The organism is Nocardia asteroides (assembly GCA_019930625.1).
GTDB classification, from domain to species: Bacteria; Actinomycetota; Actinomycetes; order Mycobacteriales; family Mycobacteriaceae; genus Nocardia; species Nocardia sputi.
Genome location: CP082844.1, coordinates 1,703,537 through 1,720,376, shown reverse-complemented (window position 1 = coordinate 1,720,376; position 16,840 = coordinate 1,703,537). Strand labels below are relative to the sequence as shown.

Sequence of the window (16,840 nt, the reverse complement as noted above, 5' to 3'; positions counted from 1 at the left end):
CTGTTCCTACCCGTTGCCCTGATCGTCTGCCAATGCCACGAAGACTTCCACCGTCCGTGCGTCGGGATAGTGTTCCCAGTCGCCGGTGTAGGCGCGCACGAGCCGCCCCGCGGCCTCCGCGTCCCACACCGCTCGCCAGATGCTCACGATGGTGTCGCCGAGATTGTCGCCGCTGGCGATGAACCGGGCGAAGCGCCCGGCGGGCACCCGGGCGAGCACGTCGCCGGGCAGCAGGTCGGCCAGGCTGTGGCAGCGGTAGCCGACGATATGGGTCAGGTACGAATTGATCTCCGGCGCGTGGTCGACATACGCCGTGGTCGGCGGTCCGGGCAGCTTGCGGGCCAGGTTGCGCTTCCACGCCTCTTCGACTTTCGCGCGGCGCGGCCCCTCGACCGCGAGCGCGGGGCTGCGAAGCACTGTTCCCGCCACCAGCGTCTCGGGTTGGTCAACGACATTGAAATCCACCGGCGTAGCCCCTATGTCTCGTCTGTCTTCAATCGGCGTCGCTCCCGGTGCCCTCCATGGTGACGCAGGCTACCGCCTCCGGGCCCGTCGCTCGCGCCGCGCTGTCGTCGCTCGAGCGCATATCCTTCCGCATCGTTTGCGCGGTTTCGGCGTCGGCCCGTGCCGACACACTCGCTGTTCGCTCTCACTCTGGCAAACGATGCTGCCACGTCATGCGTTCCACCGGGCGACGGAAGGTCACAGCATTGTCGCTATCCAGGAACCGGAATGCTCAGTCCCGGAAAAATCTCCACCTCTCTAGGCGGTTGCGCGCTGGGCGGGATGTCGACTCCGGGCTCGCGCTGCGGTGACCGCTGCGGAGGATTGAGGATGTCGTAGGGCCCGCCGGAAGGCGTCTTGCTCTGATTCGGCCGGGCCGGGGCCTGCGTCCCAGCGAATTGTTCGATGGGTGTGCCGTCGAGTGCGTCGTCCATGACCTGCTTCCAGATGTCGGCGGGCAGGCCGGAGCCGTAGATGTCGGCGCCGCGTGCGGTGCGGATCGGTTGCGAGCGCTCGGTTCCGATCCACACCGCCGTGGACAGCGACGGGGTGAAACCGATCATCCACGCGTCTTTGTTCAGGTCGCTCTCGCCGAGCTGCGTGGTACCGGTCTTGGCGGCCGAGGGCCGGTTGTTCTTCAGCGCGTGCCCGTTGGAGTACGCCGCGATCGGGAGCATCGCCTCGACGGTTTTCTCCGCGATCGTCCGGGGGATGCGCTGTTCGCCGCCGGGAAGCTGCTCGCCGACGTGTTGATCACCGCGATCCAGGAGCACTCGTCCGTCGCCGGTCACCACCCGCTGCACGAAATAGGGGCGGTGGTACACACCTGAGGCGCCGATCGTGGCGTAGGCCGAGGCCATGTCGATGGGCCGGACCAGATACTGCCCGAGGACGATCCCGTTCAGCGGTTTCCCGCCGTCCTCGGTAAGCGTCTTACCAGGCACGCCCGGCAGTTCTTCCGGGATACCGGCCGCGTGCGCCGCGTCCGCGATGGCCTGCGGCCCGTCGAACATCGTCATGGTCAACCGGTAGAAGCTGGTGTTCAGCGACCGCTTCAGCGCCTCGGCCATGGTGCATTTGCCGCAGGATTCGCCGTCCACGTTGGTGATCCGGGTACCGCGGTCGCTCACCGGCGAGCTGTCGAGTACACGCGACAGCGGAATGCTCTGCTGCTGCGCGGCGATCGCCGCGAAGACCTTGAACGCCGAGCCGGTCTGCAACGGCGCCTGGGCGAAGTCGAAGCCGATGCCGTCGTAGCCGCCGAAGTAGGCGCGCACCGCACCGGAGCGCGGATCGATCGACACCACCGCGGCGCGCAATTCCGGTGGCTGCGGACCGAGCCGGTCGCGCACCGCGCCCAGGACCGCCTGCTGAGCCTTCGCGTCGATGGTGGTGGTGATGTGTAAAGCGCCCTTGTTCAACTCGCGTTCGCTGATGCCCGAGTCGCGCAACTCGCGCACCACCTGGTTGCGGATCAGGCCCTCCGGTCCGCGGGCCACGTCGTCGTCCGGGATCTGCGTCAGCGGGATGATCGGCGGAAAGGTGGTCGCGTCTCGATCACCCGGCGCGAGCACGTCCATCTCCACCATCCCGTCGAGCACGTACCGCCAGCGCTCCTTCAACTGCGGGAGATGGGTTTCCGGGTCCAGGATCGAGGGCGTACGGATCAGCGCCGCGAGCACCGCGCCGTCGGCGAGGGTCAGCTGGTTCACCTGTTTGTCGAAGTAGACCTTGGCCGCCGCGGCGATGCCGTAGGCCCCCCGGCCGTAGTAGATGGTGTTGAGGTAGGCGGCGAGGATGTCGTCTTTGCTCCACTGCCGCGCCATCTTCGCCGCGATGATCAGCTCGCGCATCTTGCGTGTGACCGTGCGCTCCGAGCCGAGGAACGCGTTCTTCACGTACTGCTGGGTGATCGTGGAGCCGCCGCCCGCGTTGTCCTTGCCGAGCAGATTGTCTCGCACGGCGCGCAGAAAACCGGAAGTCGAATAACCGGGATTGGTGTAGAAATTGCGGTCCTCCGCGGACAGCACCGCGTCGCGCACGGGCTGCGGCACGTCGGACAACGGGACCGGTGTCCGGTTCCCGTCCGGCGGCACGATTTTCGCGATCACCGTGCTGCCGTCGGCGGCGAAGATGGTCGCGGTCTGATTCGTCTGTACCGCATCGGGATCGGGGATCTCCGCGCTCCAGTACGCCAGGACCGACAGCAGTGCGGGCAGCACCCCGAAGATGATGAACAAAGCGAGCAGCAGGCGGCGCACACGTTCGGCCCTGCTGCGCGGCGGCCGATTCGGCGGCGCCGCCGGGCGCGCGGTGGGCGCGTTCGCCTTCCGGCGGGCCGCCATGCGTTCGCGCCGAGTCCGCGCGGTCGGTCTCGCCGCATTCGGCCGCTCGGTCCAGCCGGCGATCGAGGCATACGGTGCGGTAGGGGGTGTCCCCTTGGCGCCGCGTCTACGTTCTCGCGGTTTGCGGAACGAGCTCACGATCATCTCCTCCCGGAGCGTCGGACGAACTCACCTGCACGAACGAACGGAAAAGAGCATCGAGAAGGGAAGTTTACCCCGTTCATCACACGCGGACTTTCCACTTTCCGGGCTGTTGACACGCCCCCGAGAACAGCCGGTGCGCCGACACTCACTCGCGTCGGGCGATCCTTTGACGGCCCCAACCCACACCCGGGATAGTCGCCGTGCTTGCCCGTGCCCGTGGCGGTGTCTGGGGCGGTGTTCGTGGCCAAGGACACGCACCACTCGGCCGGTTTCCTACGAAACCGCGAAGCCTTGTGTTCGCGGTTCCCCAAAACGCAACCACTCCGGCCCAGCTCCCGGTTTCGAGCGAAGCGAGATCGAGCATTGTCCCGTTCGCGGCCCGCGAGCCACAAGGGGGCCGCGAACCCGCCGCGCCCGCGCGGCCGAAAACTCAGCTCTTGACGCCGCCTGCGGTGAGCCCCGAGATGATCCGGCGCTGGAAGAGCAGCACCATGATGACCAGCGGGATGGTGACCATGGTGCCCGCCGCCATGATCGCGGCGTACGGCTGCACCAGCGGATTGTTGCCGGAGAAGCGGGCGATCGCGACGGTGACCGGTTCGGTCTTGTCGCTGGAAAGCAGACGTGCCAGCAGGTATTCGTTGACCGCCGCGATGAACGCGAGGATCGCGGTGGTGAATACGGCGGGGGCGGCCAAAGGCAGCATGACCAGACGGAACGCCTGCATCTTGGTGGCGCCGTCGATTCGCGCGGCTTCTTCGAGTTCCCACGGCAGTTCGGCGAAGAAGGAGGCGAGGATGTAGACCGTCATCGGCAGCACGAACGAGATGTTCGGAATGATCATCGCCTGGTACTCGCCGATCCAGCCGAGACTGGTGAAGAGCTGGAACAGCGGGGTCACCAGCACGACGACCGGGAACATCGAGGCGCTGAGGATCAGTCCGGACACCACGTACTTGCCGCGGAAGGTGAGGCGGGCCAGCGCGTAGGCGGCGAACACGCCGATCACCAGCGCGATCACCGTGGTGATCGAGCCGAGGATCATGCTGTTGACCAGCGCCTTGCCGAAGTTGTTGCCGCGACTGGTGTCGAACGCGTTGCGGAAGTTCTCCAACGTGATGTGCGTCGGCCATGGGGTGTTGTCGAAGGTGTAGTCGGGGTCGCGGAAGGCGGTCACCGCCATCCAGTAGAACGGCGCGAGCCCCCAGACGAGCACGATCAGCGCGCCGAGATACAGCCGCACCGAGCCGAAGCGCTTGGTCCATGAAACCGGCTGCGCGACGGGCTTGTCGGTCACGGGCTTCTCCGCCGTCTGCACGGACATCAGTGCGCCTCCCGCTGTTCTTCCTGGGTGCGAACGGCGTTGGCGCCCAGAATCTTCACCAGCACGAACGCCACGGCGAAAATCAAAAGGAAGGTGATCGTCGACAACGCGGCCGCGCTGTTGGGGCCTTGCCGGACCTGATCGACCACAAGAATCGACACCGTGCGGGTGGACGGGTTGCCCAGCGTCATGATCGCGGGCAGGTCGTACATCCGCAGCGCGTCCATGGTCCGGAACAGCACCGCGACCAGCAGCGCGGGCTTCAGCAGCGGCAGCGTGATCTGGGTGAACCGCTGCCAGGCCGACGCGCCGTCGACGCGAGCCGCCTCGTACACGTCGGCCGGGATCACTTGCAGACCGGCCAGCAGCAACAACGCCATGAACGGCGTGGTCTTCCATACGTCGGCCGCGATCACCGCGAATCGGGCCGGCCACGCGTCGGAGGTCCACAGGATGTGCGTGCCGAGCACGCGGTTCACCACGCCGTCGTACTGGAACATGAACTCCCACAACCGCGCGGTGACGGCGGTCGGGATGGCCCACGGGATCAGCACGGCGGCGCGCAGCAGCGCCCTGCCGCGGAAGGTCTTGCCCATCACCATGGCCATGCCCAGGCCCAGCGTCGCTTCCAGTGCGACGGTCACGACCGTGAAGAACAGCGTGATCCCGATGGCCATCCAGAATTGCGAGCCGAGGTTGCCGGTCGGGCACGGCACGGTCCCGCCCGTGACGACCTGGCACTGTTGCAGCAGCCAGTGCGTGTAGTTGGAGAACCCGGCGTTGCCGCCTTCGACGAACATGCCGGTCGCGGGGTCGAGCCCGGCGTCCTTCTGGAAGGACATCCACAGCGCCCGGAACACGGGATATCCGATGACGACCGCCAGCGCGATCAGCACGGGCGTGACGAAGAGCCAGGCTTTCCCGGAACGCCGCAACTCCGAGGCTATCGTCGCGGCTCGGCCACGCTCGGCCGGAATGAACTCGTCTTTCGGCACGCTGGCCGCCGTTCCCGAAGGATCCGACACCGTTCTCTCTCCTGCGGGTTCGTTCGTCGGGTCCGTTGTGCTCAACGGCTCACGATCCGGCGGTCTCGATGCCCTTTTGCATACCCGTGATCGCGTCGTCGACGGACTTGGTTCCGTTCAACGCAGCATAAGCGTTGTCCTGGATGGCCTTGGACACCGCGGGATAGAACGGGGTGACCGGGCGCGGCACCGCGCTGGCGATGGAGTCCTTGAGCGCGGGCAGGTACGGCATCTTCGCGATCAGCGCCGGATCGTCGTACATGGACGCGCGCACCGAGGGCAGCGCGCCGGAGGCGACGATGTGCTGGGCGTCCTCACTGATCAGGAAGCGCAGGAAGTCCAGCGCGGTGGCCTTGTTCTTGGAGTACGCGCTGATCCCCGCGTTGTAGCCGCCGAGGGTGGAGGCGCCGACGCCGTTCTCGCCGGGCAGCGGAGCGACCGCGAACTTGTCCTTCACGGCGGAGGCCTCGCCGCCGACGTCACCGAAGGTGGACGGCCACGAGCGCAGGAACAGTAGCTTGCCCTGCGCGAAGGCGTTGCTGGATTCCGGCTCCTTGAACGTGATGGCCTCTTTGGGGATGTCGCCGTTGTTGTACGCGTCGACCAGGACCTTCAGTCCGGAGCGGGACTGCGGGCTGTTCACCGTGGGGGTCTTGCCGTCGGCGCCGACGAAGCTGCCGCCGTAGGCGTTGATGACCTCGGCCGCGTTCACGGTCAGGCCCTCGTAGGGTGCGAACTGGCCCGCGTAGCACCCGATGTTCTGCTGGCGCGCGATGGGGCACTGGGCCAGCAGTTCGCTCCAGGTCTTGGGCGGGTTCGGCACCAGGTCCTTGCGGTAGAACAGCAGGCCGCCGTTGGTGTTGCGCGGCGCGGCGTAGAGCGTGTTGTTGTAGGTGGCGCTGGCGACCGGCGGGGACAGCAGCGCGCTGGTGTCGATGGCGAAGGAGTCCTTCAGCGGCTGGAGCCAGCCCTTGGCGGCGAACTCGGCGGTCCACGGCACGTCCAGGGCGACCACGTCGTAGTTGGACTGCTTGGAGCGCATGTGCTCGACCAGGTCGTCGTACTGCTGTGAGGCGTCGTTCGACTGCTCCTTGAACGTCACCGGCTCGTCCGGGTGCGCGGCGTTCCAGCGCTCGATCAGCTGCTTGACCGCGCCGGTCTCGGTGGTGTCCTTGCCCTCGACGTAGGTGATCGGGCCGCGCCCGGTCAGGTTCTGGCTGGTCGGGCTGCCGCCGCTGTCGCTGGAGCAGGCACTGGTGAACGTCGCGGTCAGCAGCCCGACCGATGCGACCGCGACCGCGGCCCGTGGCACGAGCGACGAACGTAGAGACGACACCTTCTTCACAGCCATCGCAAACACTCCAGGATCATTCGTGAGCGGCAGCACACCCTGCCGGTGCACAAGGCAAGATACATGGTGTCGATACGGCGTGCGGGAGAGTGGCGGGAAGTGCTCGCTACGCTTGGCCGTGATGACTTCGCCGAACGCGGTACCCGACCGGATGCTCACACGTATCGGCGGGCTGCTGCGCAAGGCCGAGTCCACCGACAACGAGCACGAGGCCGAAGCGTTCCTCGCCGCGGCTCAGCGACTGGCCACGAAGTCGTCCATCGACCTCGCGGTGGCGCGGGCGCATTTCGTGGGACGCGAGCGCAGGCCCACCCCGGTGCAGCGGATCATCCCGATCGGCGAGCCGGGCAAGCGCGGCTTGCGCACCTACGTGCAGTTGTTCGTCGCGATCGCGGCGGCCAACGACGTGCGTTGTGATGTCGCCAGGACTTCGACGCAGGTCTACGCCTATGGATTCGACTCCGACATCGATACTTGCGAGGCGCTCTACGCCAGTCTGCTCGTGCAGATGGTGCGCGCGTCCGACCAGTACATCAAGTCCGGCGCCTACCGATCGGCCACCGTCGAGAAGATCGTGGTGGAGAAGCGGTGGGGTCGCCAGGTCCGGCGCCGGGTGCAGGCGCCGGTCGCGGGCGTGACGGCGCGGCTGAACTTCCAGATGGCGTTCGCGGCGCGGATCGGGCGGCGGCTGGCCGAGGTGAAGGCGGAGGTCGAAAAGGCGGAGGTCGAAAAGGCGGAGGTCGAAAAGGCGGAGGTCGAAAAGGCGGAGGTCGAAGCGCAGGTGTTGCCGGCCGACACCGAAGTGGTCGGCACCGCGCTCGCGTTGCGCGACAAAGAGATCGAGCTCACAGATTTCTACGCCCGGACGTCGGAGGCGCGCGGCACCTGGCGCGGGCCGCAGACGTCGGCGGGACATTCGGCGGCGGCGCGGGCGGCGGGGGATCGCGCGGGCCGGGCCGCCCGAATCGGGACCGCGCCCGAGCTTCCGGCCGCCCGTAGGAAGTTGACCTCCTCCGAGGGCGGTTGACCAGCGTGGATATCACGAGCTGGACTGGGCGATCGGGTGGCCCGCACGCGGCGCGGTCGGCGCAGCTCGGCAACCGGCTGATGCTCGCCGCGAGAGCGGCGTCGCGGCGATGACCGTGCGCGACAGCCAGCGCGCCAAGGTCTACGACGCCGAGCAGCTGGTCCGCGGGGTGTTCGATCGGGCAGACGAGCACGGTGTGCGCACCGTCGAGCTCTACGGCTCGCAGCTCACCTTGCCGATCGAGCGCCGTTTCGCGTCGGTGGAATCCGTGCAGAGCTATACCGACAAGGTGCTGGCGCTCAATTGGGTGCGGGCGCGCTGGGAACGGGCCGCGGTGGCCGTGCGCGTCCGCTCGCGTGCGGGGAGCACCGCTGCGCACTACGAGGCGGCCGAGGGCGTCCTCGCGGTTCCGCTGCACACCGGCGGCACCGCCTGGGCGCTGCGGGAATTGGTCATCCTGCACGAACTGGCGCACCATCTGGAATCGGTCCCCGGGTCGGCGGCCGCGCACGACCCCGAATTCTGCGACCGATACGTGGAACTGGTGGACGGCGTCGTCGGCCCGGAGGCGGCGTTGCTCTTGCGGACGACGATGCTCGGCTGCGGCGTCCGAATCGGGTGAGCGACCGCCGGTGCATCGCCGAGTCTCGGACCGATGGTGTGTGGCGCGACGCGCTGACCGGAACGACGACCGGCGTCACAGGCCGGCGTGTGTTGCCGTTGGTGGGCGATTCTCGCGCTGTCAGGGAGGCGGGGCCGGTGCGACCAAGGCGGTGACGCGGGCCAACCGCTCCCGCCACCACGCCGTGCGCGCGGGGTCGGGATGACGGTGATGTTCCATCAGTTCGGGGTCAGGCTGGGGCGGGGTGCGCAGGACCGGGAGATAACCGTCCGAGGGGCGCAGCAATCCCGGCGTCACGTCACCGGTGAGCAGACTCGAAGTCCCCAGACCGCAGGCGAAATCGAGTTCGGGAAGCGCGCCGGCCAGCGCCAGTTGCGCGGCGAGGCCGACGCTGGTCTCCAAGGCGGAGGAGACCACGCAGGGCAGTCCCGCCGCCTCCGCCACCTGGAGGGCGCGGCGGACGCCGCCCAGCGGCGTGCACTTGAGGACGGCGATGTCCGCAGCCCCGGCGACCGCGACCCGCAGCGGGTCTTCGGCGCGGCGGATGGATTCGTCGGCGGCGATGCGGACGTCGACGCGGCGGCGCACCGCGGCGAGTTCCTCGATGGTCCGGCACGGCTGTTCGACGTACTCCAGCCCGCCCGCGGCCTTATCGATCCGCTGGATGTGGCGCACGGCGGTGTCGACATCCCAGACCGCGTTGGCGTCGACCCGGATGGCGCCGCCGGAGCCGAGCGCGTCGCGCACCGCCTCCACCCGGGCCAGATCCTCCGCGAGCGATTCGGGGTGGTCGGCGACCTTCACCTTGGCGGTGCGGCAGCCGGAGCGGGCCACGATCGCGTGCGCCTGCTCCGCGTCCACGGCAGGCACGGTGCAGTTGATCGGGATCCGATCCCGCACCGGCTCGGGCCAGCCTGTCGTCACCTGCTCCAAGGCGGTGGACAACCAGGCGGCGGCCTCCCGATCGTCGTATTCGGGAAACGGGCAGAATTCACCCCACCCGAGCGGTCCCCGGATCAGCATTCCCTCGCGCACCGTGATGCCACGGAAACGGGTGCGCATCGGAATGGCGTAGACGATGTTCTGCGCTGCGGAGTCGCTCATCGCCACCCAGCCTATTCGGCCGCTGCCGCGGATCGGGGATTGCGCATGCGGACTCGAGTACTTTCCCGCAGGCGCCATCGCGTGCTGAGCGGGATCGTCAGAGCATGATTCAGACCGGTACCCCGCAGCCCTGGCCGCAGCACGGCATGCCCGCGCACCCCGGCGCGCGGCAGCCGGTGCGGACCTGGGATGTCGTGCTCGCGGTCTCGCTGTACTGCGTCGCGGCGGCGCTCGGCTTGGCCGCCGCCTACTTCACCGTCTTCTTCGCCTTCGCCACCGATCCGTGCGGTCCGGACAACTGTCGCACCGACTACCTCGGCTGGGCGTTCGCGGTGTCCTGGGGCGGCACCGCGTTCGCGATTGTCGGCGTGACCGCGATGCTCATCGTGGCCGCGGTCAAGCGCTGGTACATGTGGTATTGGCCGATGCTCGCGATGGCGCTGATCGTCGCCTCGTTCTGCGGTGGCCTGGCGCTGGCGTCCCAGGTGCACACGGGACACTGAGCCTGTCGAGATGCCATGCGGGCGAAGGCCCGTCATGCTGAAGGTATGGCGCGGCAGTTCCGGCGGCGAATGACCGATGCCCTGCGCGTGGCGCTGGGTTGGGTGATCGTCTTCGGACTCGCCTGGCTGATCGCGTCTTTCGTTCCGCTCTACGATGTGCTCGCACGCGACGGCCGCGACGGCCGCGGCGTCGGGTATCTGCCCTGGGCGCAGGTCCTCGCCTGGGCAGGCATAGCGGCATCGGTTCTCGCGGCGGTCGTCTCGGCGCTGGAGAAAGTGCGCCACGGCAGGCCCATCGCCTGGACCCCGCTCATCGCCGTACCGCTGATCCTCGAATGCTGGCTGCTCGGCTTCCTGATCGCCATAGTGCTCGTATCGATTTGAGCGTGGTACCCGTCCCGGGACGGGTACCACGCGACCACTCAGATTCGTTCGATGATGGTGGCGTTCGCCAGACCGCCTGCCTCGCACATGGTTTGCAGGCCGTAGCGGGCGCCGCGGTCCTGCATGGCGTGCACCAGGGTGGTCATCAGGCGGGCGCCGGACGCTCCGAGCGGGTGTCCGATGGCGATCGCGCCGCCGTTGACGTTGACTTTCGCCAGGTCTGCGCCGGTGTCGTGCGCCCAGGCCAGCACTACCGGGGAGAAAGCTTCATTGATCTCGAACAGGTCGATGTCGGACAGTCGCAGACCGGCGCGTCGCAACACTTTCTCGGTCGCCGGGATCACCGCGGTGAGCATGAACAGCGGGTCGTCACCGGCCACCGCGAAGCTGTGCAGCCGGGCGAGCGGCTTCAGCCCGAGTTGCTCGGCGCGCTCGCTGGTCATGATGAGCACCGCCGCGCTGCCATCGCTGACCTGACTGGCGGAGGCGGCCGTGATCTCCCAGCCGATCTGCGGGAAGCGGGCGGCCATGGCCGGGTCGTAATACGCCGGGCGGAGTGCGGCCAGCGTCTCCAAGGTGCTGCCGACCCGGATGCCCTCGTCGGTGGCGAGTCCGTTGATCGGCGCGAGTTCTTTGGCGAACAGCCCGTTCTTGGTGGCCAGCGCCGCCTTCTCGTGGCTGGCGAGCGCGAACTCGTCCAGTTGGCCGCGGGTCAGGCCCCACTTGGCGGCGATCAGCTCGGCGCTGATGCCCTGCGACACCAGGCCCTCCGGGTATCGCTCGGCGAAACCGACCCCGGAGATGTCCTGCGCGCCGACCAGGTTGGCGCCCATGGGAATCCGGCCCATCGACTCCACGCCCGCGGCGACCACGATGTCGTAAGCGCCCGCGATCACGCCTTGCGCGGCGAAGTGGATCGCCTGCTGGCTGCTGCCGCACTGCCGGTCGACCGTGGTCGCCGGGACGGATTCGGGATAGCCGGCGGCCAGCGCGGCCCGCCTGGTCATATTCGCGCCCTGCTCACCGAACTGTGTGACCACGCCGCCGATCACGTCGTCGATGAGTGCGGGATCGATGCCGCTGCGGTCCACCACCTCGCGCAGGCTGTGGGCCAGCAGATCCACCGCGTTGACGTTGTGCAGTGCGCCGTTCGGCTTGCCTTTGCCGATCGGGGTCCGTACCGCCTCGACAATCACCGCGTCTCTCATGGTGCTTCCTTCCGGAGGAGAGCCCGGCCACCATGCCTGGCTCTATCAACACATAGTCAGAGTACACCTGGCAATAGTTGAAGCAAGTCAGGTCGGTTATGATGTTCGTCATGGCAGCAGTGATGGAAGGACCGTTGGCCGATCTGAGTTCGTGGAAAGCCGAGGAATGCTCGATCGCCAAAGCGCTCGACATCGTCGGCACCCGTTCGGCGGTGCTCATCCTGCGCGAGGCGTACTACGGGACCCGGCGGTTCGACGGTTTCGCCAGCCGGGTCGGAATCACGGACGCGGCCGCCGCCGCCCAGTTGCGCAACCTCACCGAGGCGGGTGTGCTGGCGAAACAGCCGTACCAAGAGGAAGGCAAGCGCACTAGGCACGAATACGTGCTCACCCGGATGGGACGGGATCTGCTACCCGCCGTGCTCGCGCTCATGCAGTGGGGCGATGCCTACTTGCAGCCGGGGCCGGCGCCGCTGCTCTTGGTCGAGGAGGCGACCGGCGCTCCGGTGCGGGTTCAGGTGCGCAGCGAATCCGGCCGCGAACTCGAACTCGAGGAACTGGGCGTGCGGCTCAACCAGGAGTACGTCCAGCAGTCGCGCGAACGTCGCTCGGGCGATGCCGAAGCGGAGAAAGGCCGCCGAACGGACGCGACGCCCTGATCGCCGCGGGCCCGCTCACCGCGCTTCGGCTGAGGAGCGGGCCTCTCGGCGGCGTGCTCAGTTGAGCCGGCGCCCGTCGGTGTCGAAGAAGTAGATGTGCTCCGGGTCGGTGGACAGCCGCAGCCGGGCGCCCTTCGCGGGCGGATTGCGCCAATCCGCGCGCGCCACAATGGTTTCCCCGCCGGAGCCGCCATCGGCGATGGTGCGGCCGTAGATGTAGGCGTCGGATCCGAGTTCCTCCACCACGTCGACCTCCATCTCGATGCCGGAGCCGTCGCCCAGCTCGAAGTGCTCCGGCCGGATACCGACCGTCACGGTGGCTCCGGCCTCGTCCGCGACCGATCGCGGCAGCGCGAGCTCGTGCCCGCCCAGCTCGACCCGGCGGTCGGCGACCGGGAGCGTGAACAGGTTCATGGCCGGTGAGCCCATGAATCCCGCGACGAACACGTTGGCCGGATCGCGGTAGAGGTCGCGCGGCGTGGCGCACTGCTGCAACAGGCCGTCCTTCAGTACGGCTACCCGGTCGCCCATCGTCATGGCCTCGACCTGGTCGTGGGTGACGTACACCGTGGTGGTGGCGAGCCTGCGCTGCAACTGGGCGATCTGGGTGCGGGTTTGCACGCGCAACTTGGCGTCCAGGTTGGACAGCGGCTCGTCCATCAGGAACACCTGCGGCTGGCGCACGATCGCGCGGCCCATCGCGACCCGCTGCCGCTGGCCGCCGGACAGAGCCTTCGGCTTGCGATCCAGGTAGGGCTCCAGATCGAGCAGCTTGGCCGCCTCCAGGACCCTCTTCTGCTTCTCCGCCTTGGCAACCTTGGCCAGCTTCAACGCGAAGCCCATGTTCTCCGCGACGGTCATGTGCGGGTAGAGCGCGTAGTTCTGGAACACCATGGCGATGTCGCGCTCCTTCGGCTCGGCGTGCGTCACGTCCTTGTCGCCGATCAGGATGCGGCCGCCGTTGACGTCCTCCAGTCCGGCGAGCATGCGCAGCGAAGTCGACTTCCCGCAGCCGGAGGGACCGACCAGAACGAGGAACTCACCGTCCTCGATCTCCAGGTTCAACCGATCCACCGCGGGTTTGGCGGAACTCGGGTAGAGCCGCGTCGCGTTCTCGAAGGTCACAGTGGCCATGACGAATTCACATCCCATCCCGGCAGGAACGTGCCGGACGATCCGAGTAAGGGTCCGGCGATACTATCCGGCCGGTCGGGGACGGGCCACGTCAGCGTGTTCGCGCCTCGAAGAACGCGCGCGGGACGTCGACGAGCATGGTGTCGATCTGTTTCTCGGTGACGCCGCGTTCGAGCACGTAGGGGAACACGTCGTCGAACAGGTGGGTGTAGTGCCATTGCGGCAGGGCGGCCATGGCGGCGGGCTCGATCCAGTCGAGGTAGCAGCTGGCGTCCTGGGAGAGCACCATTCGGTCGGTGTAGCCGCGGCGCACCATCTCGATCAGGGTGTCCGCGCGGGCTTCGAAGGTGGTGTCGAGGTTGATGCCGAAGCGGTCCATGCCGAGGACGAAGCCCGCATCGGCCAACTCGGCGAGGTGATCGCAATCGGTGGTGTCGCCGCTGTGACCGAGCACGATGCGGCCCGGGTCGACGCCTTCCTCGTCGCACATCACGCGCTTGACGTCGAGCCCGGTCCGCGACTCCGGATGGGTGTGCACGGTGATCGGAACGCCGGTCTCGAGATGGGCCCTGGCGATCGCGCGCATCACCCGTTCGACGCCCGCGGTCAGCCCTTGCCGATCGATCGCGCACTTCAGCATGCCCGCCTTCACCCCCGTGCCCGCGATGCCGTCGCGGATGTCGCCGACGAACATGTCGACCATCGGGTCGGGGACCTGCGCGCCGACGATCTCGTTCAACGCGGGCCCGCGGTAGTGGAAGAAGAAGGGGACATCGTCATAGGTGTAGACCCCGGTCGCGACCACGAGGTTCAGCGGCAACTGCTCGGCGATCCGCTGAATCCGCGGAATGTAGCGACCCAGCCCGACCACCGTCAGATCGACGACCGTGCGGACGCCCGCGTCGTACGCGGCCCGCAACCGCCGCACGGCGTCGGCGATACGTTCTTCTTCCGAGCCCCATTCGGCCGGATAGTTCTGGTGGATATCCCCCGTGAGCACGAAGACGTGCTCATGCATCAACGTCACCCCGAGGTCGGTGGTGTCGATCGGCCCGCGCGCGGTTTCCAGCGTTGACACAGCGGTTTCTCCTCATCTCAGCTGCCTGTTCGGAGGAATGCTACGAACCGGAATGTGAGGCAGGCCATATTCGCTGACGCTGAAACTATGTACAACTTTCGTGCGCAGCGCACAGAGCGGCGCGGCTCGGATCAATGAACTCGGTGCAGTACCGCCGGCCCGAGCCAGCGCGCGGCCTGCAACGCCAGGTGCAGATGGAGCGTGCGGTCGTGATCGTCGAAGGTGTGACCGATCAGGTCGAGCGCCTGCCGCACCCGGTACTGAATGGTGTTGCGGTGCACGGCCAATTCCTGGGCCGCCGCGGCGTAACTGCGGTTGTTGGCGAGGAACACACGCAGGGTTTCGCGCAGCCAGAGATTGCGTTGGTCGTCGGTGACCAGCTCACCCAGGCAGTCGGCCACGAATCGACGCAGTTCCTCTATGTCGCCGCTCATCAGCGCGACGGCTGCCACCTGATCGTGTGACACCGCCCGGGGCGCCCCCGGACCGGCGAGCAGCACGAGTTCGCGAACTCGGTCGGCTTGGCGCAGGCTGCGACGGAAACCCGCCACGTCTGCGCCGAGCCCGCCTACCGCCACCCGGACCGGCAGCGACATGGCCGCCAGCGAGCTCTCGATGGCGTCGGCATCGATTTTCAGGTCACGGGAAGCCGAGAACCACAGCCGAACTTCCCGTTCGTCGGTCGGCACCAGCAACGCCCTGCGCGGGTTGCCGAACAGCGGAGCCAGCGCCGCGCGAACGGCATCGAGGACATCCAACGCGGTCCGTGCCGACAGCTGCGGGTCGGTCCAGGCGTTCACCGCGACGTGGTGGCCGGTGAGGGGATAGCGCAGCACTTGCTCGGCCTGGCCGATGTCGTCGGCCGAGCCGTCGAGTACCCGGGCCACCCATTCCTGTCGCAGTCCGCTGCGACTGCCCACCCACCGGTCGCGTTCCTGTTCGTACGCCACCCCGACGTGCTCGCAGACCCGGTCGATGTACACCGCCGTGCGGTTGACGATCCGGATGATGGCCGCCGCGCTGTCGGGACCGCCCAGGTCCACGGCGTAGCGCATCGCGAGATCGAGAAAACCGGCCTGCCCAACGCGGTACGCGCGAATCAGCGCCGACAACGGGACATCACGCTGGGCGAGGGTCCGCGCGTACACCAGCGCTCGGGCCGGGGCGTGCACCTCGTGCTCGGCGGCGTCGTTCTGGACGAAGTCGAGAACAGACTTCAAATTGTCGGTGGTGCCCGCTTCGAACAGATCGCGGAGCCGGGCGTCCAGGTCGAGCGCCTCGACCTGTGCGCGGATGATCGCCGACAACTCGGCGATCAGCTGCTCGCGATCACGCAGAATCGCCGAGACGACCGCGCGAACCACCTCGTCATCGCGGTCGGCCACCCCGACACCTCCTCCGCAGGCTGGGCATCGCCTCCCCAACCTAGCCCGCGCCGGGCGCGTCGTCGCGTGCCGGAGGCAGCGGGCGCCTGCCTGCGGGAACCAGACCGCGCCGGTAGCCTCGGGACGGGGGCAGGCCGAGCGACGAGGAGCATGTGATGAGTCGTCCAGTTCGTATCGGAGTCCAGCTCCAGCCGCAGCACGCGCCCGAATACGGGCTCATCCGCGACGCGGTGTTGCGCTGCGAGGACGCGGGTGTCGACATCGTGTTCAACTGGGACCACTTCTACCCGCTCACCGGCGATCCCGACGGCGCGCACTTCGAGTGCTGGACGATGCTGGGCGCGTTCGCCGAGCAGACCGAGCGCGTGGAGATCGGCGCGCTGGTCACCGGCGGCGGTTACCGCAATCCGGACCTGCTGGCCGATATGGCGCGCACGGTCGACCACATCAGCGGCGGCCGGCTGATTCTGGGGCTCGGCGCGGGCTGGTTCCAAAAGGACTACGACGAGTACGGCTACGACTTCGGCACCCCGGGTAGCAGGCTGGCGCTGTTGAAGGAGACCTTGGCCCGGGTCAGCGCCCGGCTCCCGAAACTCGAGCCGCGCCCGATCCGCGACCTGCCGATCCTGATCGGGGGAGGCGGTGAGAAGAAGACGTTGCGGCTGGTCGCGCAGTACGCCGACATGTGGCACACCTTCGCCGACCTGGACGTGCTCGCGCGCAAGAACAAGGTGCTCGCCGAGCACTGCGCCGCCGTCGGCACCGACCAGGCGCGCATCGAGCGCTCCGTGCAGTGGCCCGGCTTGGAGAAGGCGCCCGCCTTCGTCGACGCGGGCGTGACGACGTTCACCATCGGGATCAGTGGACCGGCCTACGACCTGGCCGAAGTCCAGACCGCCGTCCGGTGGCGCGACGAGGTCAATCCGGAACCGCTCAGTGGACTGGCCTGAGCGGATTGCCGCCGACCGGAGCGCGGCCCGCATGGAGTTCGGCTCAGGATGATCGAAACCGGCGACCCACCGCGCGGGCATGGCTGATCGCGG

General features: G+C 67.9%; 16 protein-coding genes. 6 read left to right on the top strand and 10 right to left on the bottom strand.

What is annotated here, in order from left to right; translation table 11 throughout:
* Positions 1-6: 6 nt before the first annotated feature.
* The 5 genes from K8O92_08045 to K8O92_08025 all read right to left on the bottom strand — a co-directional run bounded on the left by K8O92_08045 (position 7) and on the right by K8O92_08025 (position 6,693).
* On the bottom strand, positions 7-465 hold the full coding sequence (locus K8O92_08045) for a GyrI-like domain-containing protein (protein UAK33861.1): 459 nt from the start codon (positions 463-465) through the stop codon (positions 7-9).
* Positions 466-716: 251 nt separating this feature from the next.
* Positions 717-2,993: a penicillin-binding protein gene (locus tag K8O92_08040; protein UAK33860.1), complete on the bottom strand. Its 2,277-nt coding sequence runs from the start codon at positions 2,991-2,993 to the stop codon at positions 717-719.
* Positions 2,994-3,423: 430 nt separating this feature from the next.
* The gene (locus K8O92_08035; protein UAK35517.1) at positions 3,424-4,290 is read right to left on the bottom strand and encodes a carbohydrate ABC transporter permease; all 867 of its coding nucleotides are present in this window, start codon (positions 4,288-4,290) and stop codon (positions 3,424-3,426) included.
* 26 nt (positions 4,291-4,316) lie between these two features.
* Positions 4,317-5,342 carry a sugar ABC transporter permease gene (locus K8O92_08030; protein UAK33859.1) on the bottom strand — a complete coding sequence of 342 codons (1,026 nt, stop codon included), beginning with the start codon at positions 5,340-5,342 and terminating at the stop codon, positions 4,317-4,319.
* Between the two features lie 49 nt (positions 5,343-5,391).
* The gene (locus K8O92_08025) at positions 5,392-6,693 is read right to left on the bottom strand and encodes an ABC transporter substrate-binding protein (protein UAK33858.1); all 1,302 of its coding nucleotides are present in this window, start codon (positions 6,691-6,693) and stop codon (positions 5,392-5,394) included.
* 151 nt (positions 6,694-6,844) lie between these two features.
* Here K8O92_08025 and K8O92_08020 point away from each other — a divergent pair, with 151 nt between their 5' ends.
* Both K8O92_08020 and K8O92_08015 read left to right on the top strand, forming a co-directional pair.
* Positions 6,845-7,720 (top strand): DUF2786 domain-containing protein, encoded by an 876-nt coding sequence (locus K8O92_08020; protein UAK35516.1) that lies wholly within the window; start codon positions 6,845-6,847, stop codon positions 7,718-7,720.
* A gap of 109 nt (positions 7,721-7,829) precedes the next feature.
* Complete coding sequence (locus K8O92_08015; protein UAK33857.1) at positions 7,830-8,342, top strand: TIGR04338 family metallohydrolase; 513 nt, start codon at positions 7,830-7,832, stop codon at positions 8,340-8,342.
* A gap of 120 nt (positions 8,343-8,462) precedes the next feature.
* Here K8O92_08015 and K8O92_08010 read toward each other — a convergent pair whose 3' ends face one another.
* Positions 8,463-9,446, bottom strand: coding sequence for an o-succinylbenzoate synthase (locus K8O92_08010; GenBank protein UAK33856.1), 984 nt, complete (start codon positions 9,444-9,446; stop codon positions 8,463-8,465).
* A 104-nt stretch (positions 9,447-9,550) separates the two neighbouring features.
* Here K8O92_08010 and K8O92_08005 point away from each other — a divergent pair, with 104 nt between their 5' ends.
* The gene (locus K8O92_08005; GenBank protein ID UAK33855.1) at positions 9,551-9,949 is read left to right on the top strand and encodes a hypothetical protein; all 399 of its coding nucleotides are present in this window, start codon (positions 9,551-9,553) and stop codon (positions 9,947-9,949) included.
* 45 nt (positions 9,950-9,994) lie between these two features.
* Complete coding sequence (locus K8O92_08000) at positions 9,995-10,333, top strand: hypothetical protein (protein ID UAK33854.1); 339 nt, start codon at positions 9,995-9,997, stop codon at positions 10,331-10,333.
* A 38-nt stretch (positions 10,334-10,371) separates the two neighbouring features.
* Here K8O92_08000 and K8O92_07995 read toward each other — a convergent pair whose 3' ends face one another.
* Complete coding sequence (locus tag K8O92_07995; protein ID UAK33853.1) at positions 10,372-11,541, bottom strand: acetyl-CoA C-acyltransferase; 1,170 nt, start codon at positions 11,539-11,541, stop codon at positions 10,372-10,374.
* A gap of 98 nt (positions 11,542-11,639) precedes the next feature.
* On the opposite strand from K8O92_07995, the gene K8O92_07990 reads away from it, so the two are divergent.
* The gene (locus K8O92_07990) at positions 11,640-12,200 is read left to right on the top strand and encodes a helix-turn-helix transcriptional regulator (protein UAK33852.1); all 561 of its coding nucleotides are present in this window, start codon (positions 11,640-11,642) and stop codon (positions 12,198-12,200) included.
* 57 nt (positions 12,201-12,257) lie between these two features.
* On the opposite strand, the gene ugpC is transcribed toward K8O92_07990, so the two are convergent.
* From ugpC to K8O92_07975, 3 genes are all read right to left on the bottom strand, one after another.
* A complete protein-coding gene (ugpC, locus tag K8O92_07985) occupies positions 12,258-13,334 on the bottom strand; it encodes a sn-glycerol-3-phosphate ABC transporter ATP-binding protein UgpC (protein ID UAK33851.1) in 1,077 nt (358 codons plus the stop codon).
* Positions 13,335-13,425: 91 nt separating this feature from the next.
* Positions 13,426-14,412 carry a phosphotriesterase-related protein gene (locus K8O92_07980; protein ID UAK33850.1) on the bottom strand — a complete coding sequence of 329 codons (987 nt, stop codon included), beginning with the start codon at positions 14,410-14,412 and terminating at the stop codon, positions 13,426-13,428.
* A 131-nt stretch (positions 14,413-14,543) separates the two neighbouring features.
* Entirely contained in the window at positions 14,544-15,797 is a 1,254-nt protein-coding gene (locus tag K8O92_07975; protein UAK33849.1) for a helix-turn-helix domain-containing protein, read from the bottom strand.
* Between the two features lie 155 nt (positions 15,798-15,952).
* Here K8O92_07975 and K8O92_07970 point away from each other — a divergent pair, with 155 nt between their 5' ends.
* Positions 15,953-16,747 (top strand): LLM class F420-dependent oxidoreductase, encoded by a 795-nt coding sequence (locus K8O92_07970; protein ID UAK33848.1) that lies wholly within the window; start codon positions 15,953-15,955, stop codon positions 16,745-16,747.
* Positions 16,748-16,840: the final 93 nt, after the last annotated feature.